Here is a 14,626-nt window from a genome sequence, read left to right as displayed (position 1 = left end):
GATCATAAATAATTTTTAAGTTCCAACAAATGATTAATTGCAATAATTCCTTCAGGGCTACTTTCTTTATTTGGATTAAAAAAAACCGCATCAATTCCAAAATCCAAAGCTCCTCTTACATCGGCTTCTAAACAATCGCCAATCATAATACTGTTTTCTTTTTCGGCTTGAGCCAAATCCAAAGCATGCTGAAATATAATAGGATTAGGCTTTTTAACCCCTGCCATTTCAGAATTGGTAATTGTTTTAAAATAGGAATCCATCTTAGAATTGGCTATTTTTTTATACTGAACATTAGCAAAGCCATTGGTAATAATATGCAATTGGTATTTTTCATTTAAATAATCTAAAATTTCAATAGCGCCGTCAAACAGATGATTATTGTCTGGTAAAAAAGCAATATAATCCTCTGCCATTTGATAAATCGCTGCATCTGAAATAGGATAATTTAAAGCGTCAAAAGAATCCTTAAGCCTTTTGTAACGCAATTCTTCATGCGTGATTTTGTCATACTGATACAATTTCCAACACGCCTGATTGATAGGCGCGTATTTTGCTATAAAATCAGCTATTGCTATTTCAGGATGGTCTTGCTTAAAAATAGAGGCAAACGCCATTTCAGAATTTTTATCAAAATCCCAAAGGGTGTGATCCAAATCAAAAAAAACATGCTGTATATTTTTATTTTTCATTCCCTTTTTTACAAAATCCCTTGATCAACAAAACTAAAATAACCTGTCTCAGTTACTATTACGTGATCTAAAACCAATATTTCTAAACTCTCTCCTGCTTTTTTTAATTTCTGAGTGATTTGCTTATCAGCCTCACTGGGTTTCAAACTCCCCGAAGGATGATTATGACACAAAACTAAAGAAGTAGCTCCCATTTCAAGCGCTACTTTAAAAACCAAACGAACATCAACCACGGTACCTGTAATTCCTCCTTTACTCAATTGTTGTTTCGAAATCACCTTGTTAGAATTATTCAAATATACAATCCAAAACTCTTCGTGTTGCAATTCACCAATAATGGGTTGCATCAACTCAAAAATGACTTTACTAGAATTGATTTTAACTAACTCAACTGCGTCTTCTACCCTGCGTCTTCTGCCTAATTCTAAAGCAGCTACTATAGCAATTGCTTTAGCTTCTCCTATTCCTTTGAATTGCATCAATTGCGACAAACTTTGTTTTCCTAGCGCATTCAAATTATGAGAAACTGTAGCCAAAATCCGTTTGCTTAAATCGACTGCCGTTTCATTCCGACTACCAGAACCTATTAATATAGCAATCAATTCGGCATCGCTTAAAGCACTTTTACCTTTAAGCATGAGTTTCTCCCGAGGTTTATCATCTTCAGACCAACTACTAATGGGAAAGGGGGCTTTTTCCATAGGTATTCTATTTGGGTAAATATTATTCTATCAACTGCTTAACTCCATCAAAATTCAATCCTCCGTAATTACCAGAACTCATCAAAAGTAAGGCAGAATTATCTAAATTTCGGCTGAATAAATAGTGTTTAAATTCGGCCGGATTGGTATATATAATTAAATCTTCTCGATTAAAAGCTTTGGCAATTTGCTCATAAGTTACTTCTTCCAATTGTTTGATTTTTACCGCATCTGGCGAATAAAAAACAACTGCTTCATCGGCATATTCCAAAGCGCCTTCATATTCTTTCAAAAATTCAGCATTCAAACTACTATACGTGTGCAACTCCAAACAAGCCACTAAAGTACGATTTGGATATTGCTCTTTTACAGCTTTGGTGGTGGCAGCTACTTTGCTTGGTGAATGAGCAAAATCTTTATAGGCTACTTTTCCTTTTCCTTCGGCAATTTTTTCCAAACGTTTGGATGCCCCTTTAAAACTAGCAATTGCCTCATAGAAATCAGCTTCGTCCACTCCCATATTTTGGCAAATCCATTTGGCACCGGCTAAATTATTCAAATTATGTGCACCAAATACCTCAATTGGCATAGGTCCTTCAGGAGTTTCTAAAAGCGTTACCCCATCGCTAACCGTATAAGCAGGCGTGCTATAAGGCAGTTTCCGAATTGGATTCGCAGCCGCTTCCGAAACACGTTTTACCTCAACATCGTCTTCGTTATACACCAAAATTCCGCCATTCGTAATTTTGCCAATAAAAATCTCAAACTGTTCTACATAATTCTCATAGGTTGGAAACACATTAATATGATCCCAAGCAATACCAGAAATCAAAGCAATATTAGGCTGGTACAAATGAAATTTCGGACGTCTATCAATCGGAGACGATAAATATTCATCACCTTCCAAAACCATAAAATCATTTTCTTCAGTAAGATGCACCATGGTATCAAATCCTTCTAACTGCGCTCCCACCATATAATCTACCGCAATATTATGGTAATGCATGACATGCAAAATCATCGAAGTAATGGTAGTCTTTCCGTGAGAACCACCAATAACCACACGGGTTTTATTTTTGGACTGTTCGTATAAGAATTCCGGATACGAATAAATTTTTAATCCTAATTCTTGTGCTTTCAACAACTCAGGATTGTCTGCCTTTGCGTGCATTCCTAAAATTACAGCTTCAATATCTGCGGTGATTTTTTCTGGAAACCAACCCATTTCAGCAGGTAAAATTCCTTTCTTTTCTAATCGTGATTTAGAAGGTTCAAAAATGGCATCGTCACTTCCTGTAACCTGATATCCTTTGTTGTGTAAAGCCAACGCTAAATTGTGCATTGCACTGCCACCAATAGCAATAAAATGTAGCCTCCTACCCCCCGAAGGGGGCATGCTTTTAGTATTATTTTTATCAATCATCTTAAGTTTATTTATTAATCTCTTTTTAAGCCCCTCCTTTGGAGGGGTTGGGGAGGCTTATTTTTCAAATCGTTCTTTTAATTGTTGTGCTTTCGCAAAATTTTTCATTTTGTACCAATACAAATTATATAACTTTTGAAAAGCTAATTTTGAATGGGTCAACTCTAAAGCTTTACTATAATTCAGTTCCGCTTTTTTATTTCGACCAAAATATTCTTCAATATATCCTTTTGACAAATACCCATCCAAAGAAGACAACCGCATCAATTCATTAGAATACTGTACCGCTTTTGCTTCGCTACCACCAATAATTCCAGGTAATTCCAAATACAACTGAACCAAAGCCCAACGGGATTCTTTGTGTTTCGGATCTAAAACAATGGCTTTCTCAAACGACGATTTAATTTCCTCAATCATTCCCAATGCTTTAAATTTAGTCCCCTCTTTCGCTTTCATTCCTAAAGCGCCTCCATATTTGTAATAGTAATTGGCTTCTCTAGGTTGTAATTGTTTTAGCTTTTTGTAATACAACAATGCTTTGTCCCATAGCTTTTGCTGACCTGCAATATCTCCCAAATATTCAATTGCTTTTAAATGCGATGGATTTTCAACAACTACACTTTCAAATAATGTGCGAGCTTGTTCTATTTTTCCAGCTTCAAAGAACTGCTCTGCTTTCTCAAAATTAACCTGAGACCAAAGTAGTATTGGAAAAAATAGTAAAACAAAAACAATCCCTTTCATTCTTCAAAAATAGCGAAATTTATATTTGTTTTCTTGTAGATTTAGGAAGCTTTGACTTTTTTTATAAAAAAAATCCGCCTCATGAGAGACGGATCTATATTTGTCACAACTAAATACGTTTAGTTATTTAACATATTCCACAATTTATCTTTTAATTCAGTCAAACCTTGTTGTGCCACCGAAGAAATAAACAAATACGGAATATCCTTAAACGCAACATCTAATTCTGCCTTTAGTTCTGCCTTCAATTCTTCATCCAACATATCTATTTTTGAAATGACCAACAACCGTTCTTTGTCTAACATTTCCGGATTGTACTTGGTCAATTCATTGACTAAAATATCGTATTCAGCTTTAATATCGGGCGTATCCACAGGGACTAAAAATAACAAAGTAGAATTTCGTTCAATATGACGCAAAAAGTAATGCCCCAATCCTTTCCCTTCAGCTGCACCTTCAATAATTCCAGGAATATCAGCAATTACAAACGATTGAAAATCACGATACGCTACAATTCCTAAATTAGGTTTTAAGGTTGTAAATGGATAATCCGCAATTTTGGGTTTCGCTGAAGTTAAAACCGACAACAAGGTTGATTTTCCAGCATTTGGAAATCCAACTAAGCCCACATCAGCCAATACTTTCAATTCTAAAATCACATCCATTTCTACACCCGGTAAACCCGGCTGTGCATAACGTGGGGTTTGATTGGTTGAACTTCTAAAATGCCAATTACCTAAACCTCCTTTTCCACCTTGAGCTAAGATTTTTTTCTCTCCGTCTTCGGTAATTTCAAATAAAACCTCTCCGGTTTCTTTATCTTTTACCACAGTTCCTAAAGGCACTTCAATAAATTTATCTTCTCCATCAGCACCCGTACTTCGATCAGAACCTCCATCTCCTCCATGACCTGCTTTAATGTGTCGTGCAAATTTCAAATGAAATAAGGTCCAAAGTCCTTTATTACCAATTAAATAAACATGCCCTCCACGACCACCATCTCCGCCATCTGGCCCCCCTTTTTCAATAAATTTTTCTCTATGCAAGTGCGTAGAACCTTTCCCTCCTTTTCCAGAAGATACATATATTTTAACGTAATCAACGAAGTTCCCTTCTGTCATTATTCCTTATTTTATTAATCTACAAATGTTTTGATTACTACTTTATCAATCTTTACACCATCCATTTTTTGAGCTTCAAATTCCAACTTATTCCAAATCAATTTATCTCCTTCTTTAGGAATAGCGCCTAACTCTGTAATAATAAAACCACTAACGGTAGTTACTTCATAGTCAGTGGTCAACTCATCCAAATCAAAATAAGTCAAGAAATCGTGTAAGGAATACTGCCCATCTACTAACCAAGAACCATCTTCATTCGCAATCAATTGGTATTCATCATCATCAAAATCAGCAGCATCACCTACCAATGCTTCCAAAATATCATTCAGTGTAATAATCCCTTGAAAAACGCCATATTCATCTGTGATAAAAGCATAATGAACTTTCGTTTTCTTAAAATTCTCAAGGGCTTTATAGGCCGATGTATGCTCGATAAAATAAGCGGGCTCTTTAGCAATCGATTTCAATTGAAAGTTGCCTTTTTCAAAGTTAGCAAACAAGTCTTTCAAATACACAACTCCTACTACCTCGTCCAAATTTTCTTCACAAACGGGATAAACAGAATGCAATTCATCCAATACTTTAGATTTGATTTCTTCCAAAGTATCATCTACAGAAAGATAGACCATAGAACTTCGATGCGTCATCAACGAATTCACTTTCCTGTCTCCAATGTGAAATACACGTTCCACAATATCCTGTTCAATTTCTTGCACCTCACCAACTTCTGTACCCTCTTTGATTATAGCTTTAATTTCTTCTTCAGTAACTTTTCCGTCTGCCGTAGGTTTAATTTGAAGAATGTCTAAAAGAAATTCTGTCGATGTGGTTAATAACCAAATAAAAGGCGCCGTGATAATGGAAATTCCCTTCATTGGCATAGCCATAGCTTTGGCAATTGATTCCGGGTAATTTAAACCAATACGCTTGGGTAGTAATTCACCCAAAACCAAAGAAAAAAAGGTTAATATTACAACTACTATTGCCACTGAAAGAGAATGCGCATAAGGCTGCATCGCTGCAAATCCACTCACAAAAAACTCAACGTCTTCAGTAATTTTATCTCCACTATAGATTCCGGTTAAAATTCCAATAAGGGTTATTCCTATTTGAACAGCCGAAAGGAATTTATTTGGAGAATTAGCTAAATCAAGGGCAGTTTTCGCGGTTTTACTCCCTTTTTTAGCAGCTGTTTCCAATCTACTTTTTCGTGAAGAAATCAAGGCAATTTCGGACATAGAAAAAACGCCATTCAGTAGAATTAATAAAAATATAATAAGTAGTTCCAATTGTATTTTTTTAAAGTATTGGTTTAAAGATAAGTAAATTTACTTTTTTCTTGAAAACCAGAATTTCAAGCTTTTTAATAAATACTATAAATTATCAATTACAGCGCTCAATCGTTCAGTAATCTCAGCGATAGAACCTATTCCATCCACTGCATAAAATTTACCTTGATCTTTGTAGTACCCCATCAAAGGAGCGGTCTTTTCATTGTATTCTTGGTAACGGTTTCTGATTTTCTCTTCATCTTGATCATCTGGTCTTCCCGAAGTTTTACCTCTTTCTAAAAGACGTTGTACCAAAATTTCATCATCTGCTTCTAAAGCCACAGTCGCTGTAATTTGTTGTCCTTTTGATTCTAAAAAACGATCCAAAGCACCCGCTTGTGCCAAAGTTCTTGGAAAACCGTCAAATAAAAACCCAGCCGATTGCGGATTAGCATCTACTTCTGATTGTAACATTTGAATCGTTACCTCATCAGGAACTAAATCGCCTTTATCCATATAGGTTTTAGCTAATTTCCCTAACTCGGTTTCATTCTTAATATTAAATCTAAAAATATCCCCTGTTGAAAGGTGTGTTAGGTTGTATTTCTCTTTCAAAAATTCAGCTTGAGTTCCTTTTCCTGCTCCTGGTTTCCCAAATAAAACAATGTTAATCATCTTGTAAATTATTTTTTGTGTTGTAAATAGGACTAAATTCAAATCCCAAATTAATCATAGTTCTGGCAAATATACTGAATTCGAATCGGACAATCTATATAAAGAAAGGGAATTTGTACATTTACAACCACGAATTATCCAATATCAATTGTTAATTATCAACGGACTAAGTATCTTTGCGAAACGAAACAACAACTTGTATGACACGAGCGAAGCGACTGCATTCAACAACTAAAAAATAATTACTACTCCAAATGAACTATTTTTCTTCCAATTTTAAATTAGGTATTCTAGGTGGAGGCCAATTAGGCAAAATGCTTTTGCATGACACTCGAAAATTTGATATTCAAACCTATGTTTTGGATCCAAGTGAAGAAGCACCTTGTAAAATTGCTTGCAACCAATTCTTTCAAGGAGATTTGATGGATTTTGACACCGTATATAAATTCGGAAAAAAAGTAGATATTTTGACTTTCGAAATCGAATTGGTGAACCTAGACGCCTTAACACAATTAGAAGAAGAAGGAGTACCCGTTTATCCTTCGCCAAAAACCTTGAAATTGATTCAAAACAAAGGTATTCAAAAAGATTTTTACACCCAACACAATATTCCAACAGCTCCGTACCAGCGATTTGAAAATCTTGAAAATCTAAAATCAGCAATCAACAGTCAGCAATCAACGCTTCAATTGCCTTTTGTTTGGAAGTGTACCGAATTTGGTTACGATGGTAATGGGGTCAAAGTAGTTCGAAAAGTAGCTGATTTAGACGAATTACCCAACGTAGAATGTATTGCCGAGGCAATGATCCCATTCAAAAACGAATTGGCCGTTATTGTATGTCGCAATCCTTCGGGCGAAATCAAAACCTATCCTGTGGTAGAAATGGAATTTCACCCCGAAGCCAATCAGGTAGAATATGTTATTTGTCCTGCGCGAATTGATGAGGAAGTAGCCCAAAAAGCCAGAGCCATTGCTTTGAATGTTTCCCAACAATTTCATCATGTGGGGTTATTAGCAGTGGAAATGTTTCAAACCGAAAATGACGAAATTCTAGTCAATGAGGTAGCGCCAAGACCACATAATTCAGGTCATTATTCTATTGAAGCAAGTTACACCTCACAATTTGAAAATCATTTGCGCGCGATTTTAGATTTACCTTTAGGCAATACTGATAGTAAAGTGGCCGGAATTATGGTCAATTTGGTAGGCGAAGAAAATTTTTCGGGCAATGTAATTTATGAAAACATTGAAAAAATACTAGACTGGGATGGTGTAACACCACACATCTACGGTAAAAAACAAACCCGCCCTTTTAGAAAAATGGGACACGTCACCATCGTAAATGAAGACGTAAACGAAGCAAGAAAAATTGCCGAAGAGGTAAAAAATACGATTCGAGTAATTAGTGAAAAATAAACACAAATTTCACAGATTTACACAAATCAAATTGGTGTTAATTAGTGCAATCTGTGTTAAAAATAACAAACAATGAGTAAAATAGCCATCATCATGGGAAGCATTTCGGATATGCCGGTAATGCAAGACGCCATAGACATTTTAAAAGAATTTGGAATCGAAACCGAAGTAGATATTGTTTCGGCACATAGAACTCCTGAAAAATTAGTGGATTTCAGTACAAAGGCACACGAAAGAGGGATTTCGGTTATTATTGCGGGTGCAGGTGGTGCAGCACATTTACCTGGGATGGTCGCTTCTATGAGTCCGCTTCCAGTTATTGGAGTTCCGGTTAAATCAAGCAATTCGATTGACGGTTGGGATTCGGTTTTATCAATTTTGCAAATGCCGGGCGGAGTTCCTGTAGCTACAGTAGCATTGAACGGAGCTAAAAACGCAGGAATCTTGGCAGCTCAAATCATCGGAAGTGCTGACAAAACTGTTTTAAACCGAATAATTGCCTACAAACTAAGCCTAAAAGACGCCGTTATCAAAGCATCAGAAGGATTGAAAAAATAAAAGTAAAACCATTAAGAGATTAAGGTTCATTAAGATTTTGATGTAGCAATCCTTCTTAATTTTTCTTAATCTCTTAATGGTTAAAAATAAGGAAACTAGATTGCACAATGAACATCTTAACCTCAACATACACTACCCAACACAACGCAGCACCATTCTCTCAAATTCAAATGAGCGATTACCAACCTGCTTTTGAAACCACTATTGCCGCTGCGCGCGCAGAAATTGATGCGATTACCAATAATCCTTCAACACCTACTTTTGAAAACACCATCGAAGCATTGGATTTTTCAGGACAAACTTTAGATCGTTTATCCTCTATTTTCTTCAATTTGAATTCGGCAGAAACCTGTGACGAAATGCAGAAAATCGCACAAGAAGTTTCGCCTTTACTAACAGCGTTTAGCAATGATGTTTCGTTAAACGAAGCCTTATTTCTACGAGTGAAAGCAGTGTACGACCAAAGAAATGAATTGAGTTTATCTCCAGAACAAGCCACTTTATTGGATAAGAAATACAAAAGTTTTGCTCGCAATGGAGCACTACTTAGCGAAGATAAAAAATCACGCTTACGCGAAATCGATACTGAATTAGCCAAATTAAAACTGACTTTTGGTGAAAATGTATTGGCAGAAACCAATAACTACCAACTACACATCACCAACGAAACCGACTTAAAAGGATTGCCTGAAGGAGCTATTGAAATGGCTCGTTCTTTGGCTGAATCTAAAGAAAAAGAAGGTTGGATTTTTACGTTAGACTTTCCGAGTTACCTGCCTTTTGTAACCTATGCAGACAACCGTGAATTGCGAAAGGAAATTACCATTGCCGCAGGAAAAAAAGCCTTTCAAAACAACGAGTTCGACAACCAAGAAATTACGTTACAAATTGCTAAACTACGTTACGAACGCGCTAATTTATTAGGCTATGAAACCCACGCACACTTTGTTTTAGAAGAGCGCATGGCACAAAACCCTAATCAAGTAAAAACGTTTTTAAATGATTTGTTAGCCAAAGCCAAACCGGCAGCCGAAAAAGAGTTTGCGCAATTAACCGCTTTCGCCAAAGAATTAGACGGTATTGACCAATTAGAAAAATGGGACGGACCCTATTATTCAGAAAAATTGAAACAAAAATTATTCAATTTGGATGACGAATTATTAAAACCCTATTTCAAATTAGAAAATGTATTAAATGGCGCTTTCACTATTGCTAATAAATTATTTGGATTAACATTCAAAGAAATTAGTACCGTGGACAAATACCACGCCGATGTACAGACTTTTGAAGTCGTAGATGAGAAAAACGAATTAGTAGCACTATTCTATGCCGATTTTTTTCCAAGAAAAGGCAAACGAAATGGAGCTTGGATGACCTCGTTCAAACCACAATACATTCAAAATGGCGTAAACGAAAGACCACATATTTCCAATGTGTGCAATTTTACACCGCCTACTCCAACCAAACCTTCTCTGTTGACATTTAACGAAGTAACTACCTTGTTTCATGAATTTGGACACGGTTTACACGGCATGTTGGCTAACACCACCTATGCAAGTTTATCAGGGACTTCGGTATATTGGGATTTTGTAGAATTGCCTTCGCAAATGATGGAAAACTGGTGTTACGAACCGGAAGCTTTGGCTTTGTTTGCCAAACATTATGAAACAGGCGAAATCATTCCGCAAGAATATGTAGAAAAAATAAAAGAAAGTGCCAGTTTCTTAAAAGGAATGGCCACCTTACGCCAATTGAGTTTTGGATTATTAGACATGGCGTTTCACAGCAATAATCCAACGGGAATTACCGACATCAAAGCATTTGAAAAAACGGCTTTTGAAGGCACAAGCCTTTACCCTGATGTAGCCGAAAATTGCATGAGTGTTTCCTTCTCTCATATTTTTCAAGGAGGGTATTCTTCGGGATATTATAGTTACAAATGGGCCGAAGTTTTAGATGCCGATGCTTTTGCTTATTTCCAAGAAAAAGGCATTTTCAACAAGGAGGTCGCTACAAAATTTAAAGAAAACATCCTCTCAAAAGGGGGTACAGAACACCCAATGATTCTATACAAACGTTTTAGAGGGCAAGAACCAAAACCAGAAGCCTTATTGAAACGCGCGGGATTGATTTAGACAATTAGAAACTTTAGACATATAAAAACCGAAGTTACTCGCTTCGGTTTTTTTATAGGAATACCATCAAAATTAACCACCACAGGATCGGTAAACTTTCAACCCAAAACGAAGTATAATACCAACTCCTTTTTTGAGAAGAAAAATAAATAGCAATTACCGAAGATAAAGCATAGATAAAGTAGGGATAAAGCATGGATAGTGTATGAAAAGAGGTAATACAAAACAACCCTACTAACACATAACCTATTTGTTTTGTTCTTACTATTCCAAACAAATGGGGCAAGGTTTTCAAGGAAACAGCATCGGTGGTGCTATCCAAAATTTCGAAAGGAATCATTACACTAGACAACAATAGAAACCGTTGTGCAAAAAACCAAGCAACATCTAAACTAGACTTTAAGGGAATAACCACTGTAATATAGCTTACTACACCACTCACAAAGAAAGGTTTTAACCAGCCCAGTTTACGAATAAAAGGATACAACACAACCAATCCTAAAGCGATTGTCAAATCCAACTGTATTGCAACATCTTGCTGAAAGAAAAGCAGCACAAACCCTGCCGCAGCAATTGAAGTAACACTTAGTATCCCAATAAGATGAATTCGTAAAGGCTTATTAGACAAAACCCATTCGGAATATTTCAAAAAATTATAGCCTACCACTGTTCCAAACAAAACCAAAAAAGAATAACCGCTCCATTGAGGAACACTAAGCTGAACCAAACAGAACACAGCTATCCCAACATGAATAGAGGACTGAATGTAGAAATTTAAAATTTTCCTAAGACTAAGCATATTACAAAACTAACAAATCTGTTAATAAGACTCGATTTTGGTTAACAAATTCTCAAAATATTACCATTTGTTGAACTTAAAAATACAAGTTTAATAATTACTTTTGTACACGAATTCTTTGGCTGAGACCAACACCGAATTAAAACACAACTATATTTACTTTTATTATATATAAATGAGAACAGACGCATTTGCTTTACGCCATTTAGGCCCAAGAGAAAGTGACCTTCAGCACCTATTTACAACTATCGGAGTTGACTCACTTGACCAATTGATTGCTGAAACTATTCCAAATGACATTCGACTAAAAAAAGACCTAGAGTTAGATGCTCCAATGACCGAATTTGAGTACTTAAGTCATATTCAAGAATTGGGAAGCAAAAACAAAGTATTTAAATCATATATCGGTTTAGGGTATCACCCTGCAGCAATTCCTGCCGTAATTCAAAGAAATATTTTTGAAAATCCGGGTTGGTACACTGCCTACACTCCTTACCAAGCAGAGATTGCTCAAGGTCGTTTAGAAGCTATTTTAAACTACCAAACTACCATTATCGAATTAACAGGAATGGAAATTGCCAATGCTTCATTACTTGATGAAGGTACTGCTGCGGCCGAAGCCATCGCTTTGTTATTTGATGTCCGTTCTCGTGACCAAAAGAAAAATAACGTAAATAAGTTCTTCGTTTCAGAAGAAATTTTACCACAAACCCTATCTGTTTTACAAACGCGTGCCACTCCAAAAGGTATTGAATTAGTGATTGGAAATCACGAAACATTTGATTTCTCGTCTGATTTCTTTGGTGCGATGTTACAATATCCAGGTAAATTCGGTCAAATCAATGACTATGCTAGTTTTATTGCTAATGCACATGCTAACGAAATAAAAGTCGCGGTAGCAGCCGATCTTTTAGCATTGGCTAAATTAACTCCTCCAGGAGAAATGGGAGCTGATGTAGTGGTAGGAACTTCTCAACGTTTTGGTATTCCAATGGGATACGGAGGACCTCACGCAGCTTACTTTGCTACTAAAGAAGAACACAAACGCTCCATGCCAGGAAGAATCATTGGTGTAACCATTGACGCAAATGGAAACAGAGCTTTACGAATGGCTTTAGGAACTCGCGAGCAACATATCAAACGCGAAAAAGCCACTTCAAATATTTGCACAGCTCAAGTTTTATTGGCTGTTATGGCAGGAATGTACGCCGTTTATCACGGCCCAAAAGGATTACAATACATTGCTAATAAAGTACACGCTTCGGCAGTAACTTTGGCGGAAGCCCTAAATCAATTAGGCGTTTACCAAACGAATACTGCTTTCTTCGATACACTTTTGGTAAAAGCAGATGCTGCGAAAGTGAAAGCTATAGCTGAGAAAAACGAAGTAAACTTCTTTTATGTAGACAGCGAAACGATTTCGATTGCATTAAATGAAACTACTTCATTAGCAGATTTAAACCAAATTGTATCCATTTTTGCGGAAGCATTAGGAAAGTCAAAGGTGCAAATTGATCAATTTGCAAATGAAACAATGGTTCCCAAAAACTTAGAAAGAACCTCGACTTTCTTACAACACGAAGTATTCAATAACCATCATTCTGAAAGCCAATTGATGCGTTATATCAAAAAATTAGAGCGTAAAGATTTATCATTGAACCATTCTATGATTTCTTTAGGTTCTTGTACGATGAAATTGAACGCTGCAGCCGAAATGTTGCCTTTGTCTATGGCAAACTGGAACAGCATTCACCCGTTTGCTCCTGTTGAACAAGCAGAAGGGTACCAAATCATGTTGAAAAAATTAGAGCAACAATTGAATGTAGTTACTGGGTTTGCTGGAACTACTTTGCAACCGAATTCGGGAGCGCAAGGCGAATATGCTGGTTTAATGACCATCAGAGCTTATCATTTGTCAAGAGGAGATAACCACAGAAATGTGTGTTTGATTCCTTCATCGGCACACGGAACCAATCCAGCATCGGCAGCGATGGCAGGAATGGAAATTATCGTAACCAAAACTACTCCAGAAGGAAATATTGATGTTGAAGATTTACGCGCCAGAGCCATTGAGTACAAAGACCGTTTGTCTTGTTTAATGGTAACCTATCCTTCTACACATGGTGTTTTTGAAAGTTCGATTATCGAAATCACAAATCTAATCCACGAAAATGGTGGATTAGTCTATATGGATGGTGCAAATATGAATGCACAAGTAGGATTAACTAATCCTGCTACTATTGGCGCTGACGTTTGTCACTTAAATTTACACAAAACATTTGCAATTCCTCATGGTGGTGGTGGACCTGGTGTTGGCCCAATTTGTGTGAACGAAAAGTTGGTTCCATTTTTACCAACAAATCCTGTTCTAAAAGTAGGTGGAGAAAAAGCTATTACTGCTATTTCATCTGCTCCTTATGGTTCGGCTTTAGTGTGTTTAATTTCGTATGGCTACATTTCTATGTTAGGTTCAGAAGGCTTGACCAATGCTACTAAATATGCGATTTTGAATGCCAATTATATGAAAGCGCGTTTGGAAGACCACTATCCTGTTTTATATTCAGGAGAAATGGGAAGAGCGGCTCACGAGATGATTTTGGATTGTCGCGCTTTCAAACAACAAGGCATTGAAGTAACTGATATCGCTAAACGTTTGATGGATTACGGTTTTCACGCACCAACGGTTTCTTTCCCAGTGGCAGGAACTTTGATGATTGAACCAACTGAATCGGAAGATGTAGCCGAGTTAGATCGTTTTTGCGACGCGATGATTGCTATCAGAAAAGAAATTGCAGCAGCAACTGCCGAAAACCATAATACAGTTTTACACAATGCACCACATACACAAGCGATGCTTACTGCTGATGTTTGGAATTTCCCATACACCAGAGAACAAGCCGCTTTCCCATTGGAATACTTAACAGAAAATAAATTCTGGCCAAGCGTGCGTCGTGTAGATGATGCTTACGGAGATCGAAATTTAGTATGTTCGTGTGCGCCAATTGAAGCGTATATGTAAATTTAGTTTAAAGAGTTTCAGGTTTGAAGTTTAAAAGTTCAAGATTTAATAAATTAATCTAAACTTTTTT

Annotated in this window: 12 protein-coding genes; 4 read left to right on the top strand and 8 right to left on the bottom strand. The window is 36.6% G+C overall.

Annotated features, from left to right (window positions below; all coding sequences use genetic code 11):
* Positions 1 to 2: 2 nt before the first annotated feature.
* From MG292_RS05335 to MG292_RS05305, 7 genes are all read right to left on the bottom strand, one after another.
* Positions 3 to 692 carry a YjjG family noncanonical pyrimidine nucleotidase gene (locus MG292_RS05335; protein ID WP_264533743.1) on the bottom strand — a complete coding sequence of 230 codons (690 nt, stop codon included), beginning with the start codon at positions 690 to 692 and terminating at the stop codon, positions 3 to 5.
* An 8-nt stretch (positions 693 to 700) separates the two neighbouring features.
* On the bottom strand, positions 701 to 1,393 hold the full coding sequence (radC, locus tag MG292_RS05330; protein ID WP_264533744.1) for a RadC family protein: 693 nt from the start codon (positions 1,391 to 1,393) through the stop codon (positions 701 to 703).
* A 22-nt stretch (positions 1,394 to 1,415) separates the two neighbouring features.
* Positions 1,416 to 2,816 (bottom strand): UDP-N-acetylmuramate--L-alanine ligase, encoded by a 1,401-nt coding sequence (locus MG292_RS05325; RefSeq protein WP_264533745.1) that lies wholly within the window; start codon positions 2,814 to 2,816, stop codon positions 1,416 to 1,418.
* A gap of 57 nt (positions 2,817 to 2,873) precedes the next feature.
* Positions 2,874 to 3,560, bottom strand: coding sequence for a tetratricopeptide repeat protein (locus tag MG292_RS05320; protein ID WP_264533746.1), 687 nt, complete (start codon positions 3,558 to 3,560; stop codon positions 2,874 to 2,876).
* 119 nt (positions 3,561 to 3,679) lie between these two features.
* Positions 3,680 to 4,681, bottom strand: a complete 1,002-nt coding sequence (obgE, locus tag MG292_RS05315) for a GTPase ObgE (protein WP_264533747.1) — start codon at positions 4,679 to 4,681, stop codon at positions 3,680 to 3,682.
* A gap of 14 nt (positions 4,682 to 4,695) precedes the next feature.
* Positions 4,696 to 5,919 (bottom strand): hemolysin family protein, encoded by a 1,224-nt coding sequence (locus MG292_RS05310; RefSeq protein WP_413614215.1) that lies wholly within the window; start codon positions 5,917 to 5,919, stop codon positions 4,696 to 4,698.
* Positions 5,920 to 6,054: 135 nt separating this feature from the next.
* Complete coding sequence (locus tag MG292_RS05305) at positions 6,055 to 6,627, bottom strand: adenylate kinase (RefSeq protein ID WP_264533749.1); 573 nt, start codon at positions 6,625 to 6,627, stop codon at positions 6,055 to 6,057.
* Between the two features lie 254 nt (positions 6,628 to 6,881).
* Here MG292_RS05305 and MG292_RS05300 point away from each other — a divergent pair, with 254 nt between their 5' ends.
* The 3 genes from MG292_RS05300 to MG292_RS05290 all read left to right on the top strand — a co-directional run bounded on the left by MG292_RS05300 (position 6,882) and on the right by MG292_RS05290 (position 10,738).
* Entirely contained in the window at positions 6,882 to 8,045 is a 1,164-nt protein-coding gene (locus MG292_RS05300) for a 5-(carboxyamino)imidazole ribonucleotide synthase (RefSeq protein ID WP_264533750.1), read from the top strand.
* Positions 8,046 to 8,117: 72 nt separating this feature from the next.
* Positions 8,118 to 8,603, top strand: coding sequence for a 5-(carboxyamino)imidazole ribonucleotide mutase (purE, locus tag MG292_RS05295; RefSeq protein ID WP_264533751.1), 486 nt, complete (start codon positions 8,118 to 8,120; stop codon positions 8,601 to 8,603).
* A gap of 107 nt (positions 8,604 to 8,710) precedes the next feature.
* The gene (locus MG292_RS05290; RefSeq protein ID WP_264533752.1) at positions 8,711 to 10,738 is read left to right on the top strand and encodes a M3 family metallopeptidase; all 2,028 of its coding nucleotides are present in this window, start codon (positions 8,711 to 8,713) and stop codon (positions 10,736 to 10,738) included.
* A 52-nt stretch (positions 10,739 to 10,790) separates the two neighbouring features.
* Here the strand turns inward: MG292_RS05290 and MG292_RS05285 are convergent, their stop codons facing one another.
* Positions 10,791 to 11,537 (bottom strand): hypothetical protein, encoded by a 747-nt coding sequence (locus MG292_RS05285; protein ID WP_264533753.1) that lies wholly within the window; start codon positions 11,535 to 11,537, stop codon positions 10,791 to 10,793.
* A gap of 175 nt (positions 11,538 to 11,712) precedes the next feature.
* On the opposite strand from MG292_RS05285, the gene gcvP reads away from it, so the two are divergent.
* Positions 11,713 to 14,556, top strand: coding sequence for an aminomethyl-transferring glycine dehydrogenase (gene gcvP / locus MG292_RS05280; RefSeq protein WP_264533754.1), 2,844 nt, complete (start codon positions 11,713 to 11,715; stop codon positions 14,554 to 14,556).
* Positions 14,557 to 14,626: the final 70 nt, after the last annotated feature.

Origin of the sequence: Flavobacterium keumense (assembly GCF_029866485.1) — a bacterium.
In the GTDB taxonomy this organism is placed as follows: Bacteria; Bacteroidota; Bacteroidia; order Flavobacteriales; family Flavobacteriaceae; genus Flavobacterium; species Flavobacterium keumense.
Note: the sequence above shows the minus strand (reverse complement) of the source record. Positions and strands in the feature narration are given on the sequence as shown.

Coding starts and splice junctions, on each gene's coding strand:
- gcvP (WP_264533754.1), top strand. CDS start 11,713: ATGAGAACAGACGCATTTGCTTTACGCCATTTAGGCCCAAGAGAAAGT.
- MG292_RS05325 (WP_264533745.1), bottom strand. CDS start 2,816: ATGATTGATAAAAATAATACTAAAAGCATGCCCCCTTCGGGGGGTAGG.
- MG292_RS05320 (WP_264533746.1), bottom strand. CDS start 3,560: ATGAAAGGGATTGTTTTTGTTTTACTATTTTTTCCAATACTACTTTGG.
- MG292_RS05290 (WP_264533752.1), top strand. CDS start 8,711: ATGAACATCTTAACCTCAACATACACTACCCAACACAACGCAGCACCA.
- MG292_RS05285 (WP_264533753.1), bottom strand. CDS start 11,537: ATGCTTAGTCTTAGGAAAATTTTAAATTTCTACATTCAGTCCTCTATT.
- MG292_RS05310 (WP_413614215.1), bottom strand. CDS start 5,919: ATGTCCGAAATTGCCTTGATTTCTTCACGAAAAAGTAGATTGGAAACA.
- radC (WP_264533744.1), bottom strand. CDS start 1,393: ATGGAAAAAGCCCCCTTTCCCATTAGTAGTTGGTCTGAAGATGATAAA.
- MG292_RS05300 (WP_264533750.1), top strand. CDS start 6,882: ATGAACTATTTTTCTTCCAATTTTAAATTAGGTATTCTAGGTGGAGGC.
- purE (WP_264533751.1), top strand. CDS start 8,118: ATGAGTAAAATAGCCATCATCATGGGAAGCATTTCGGATATGCCGGTA.
- MG292_RS05305 (WP_264533749.1), bottom strand. CDS start 6,627: ATGATTAACATTGTTTTATTTGGGAAACCAGGAGCAGGAAAAGGAACT.
- obgE (WP_264533747.1), bottom strand. CDS start 4,681: ATGACAGAAGGGAACTTCGTTGATTACGTTAAAATATATGTATCTTCT.
- MG292_RS05335 (WP_264533743.1), bottom strand. CDS start 692: ATGAAAAATAAAAATATACAGCATGTTTTTTTTGATTTGGATCACACC.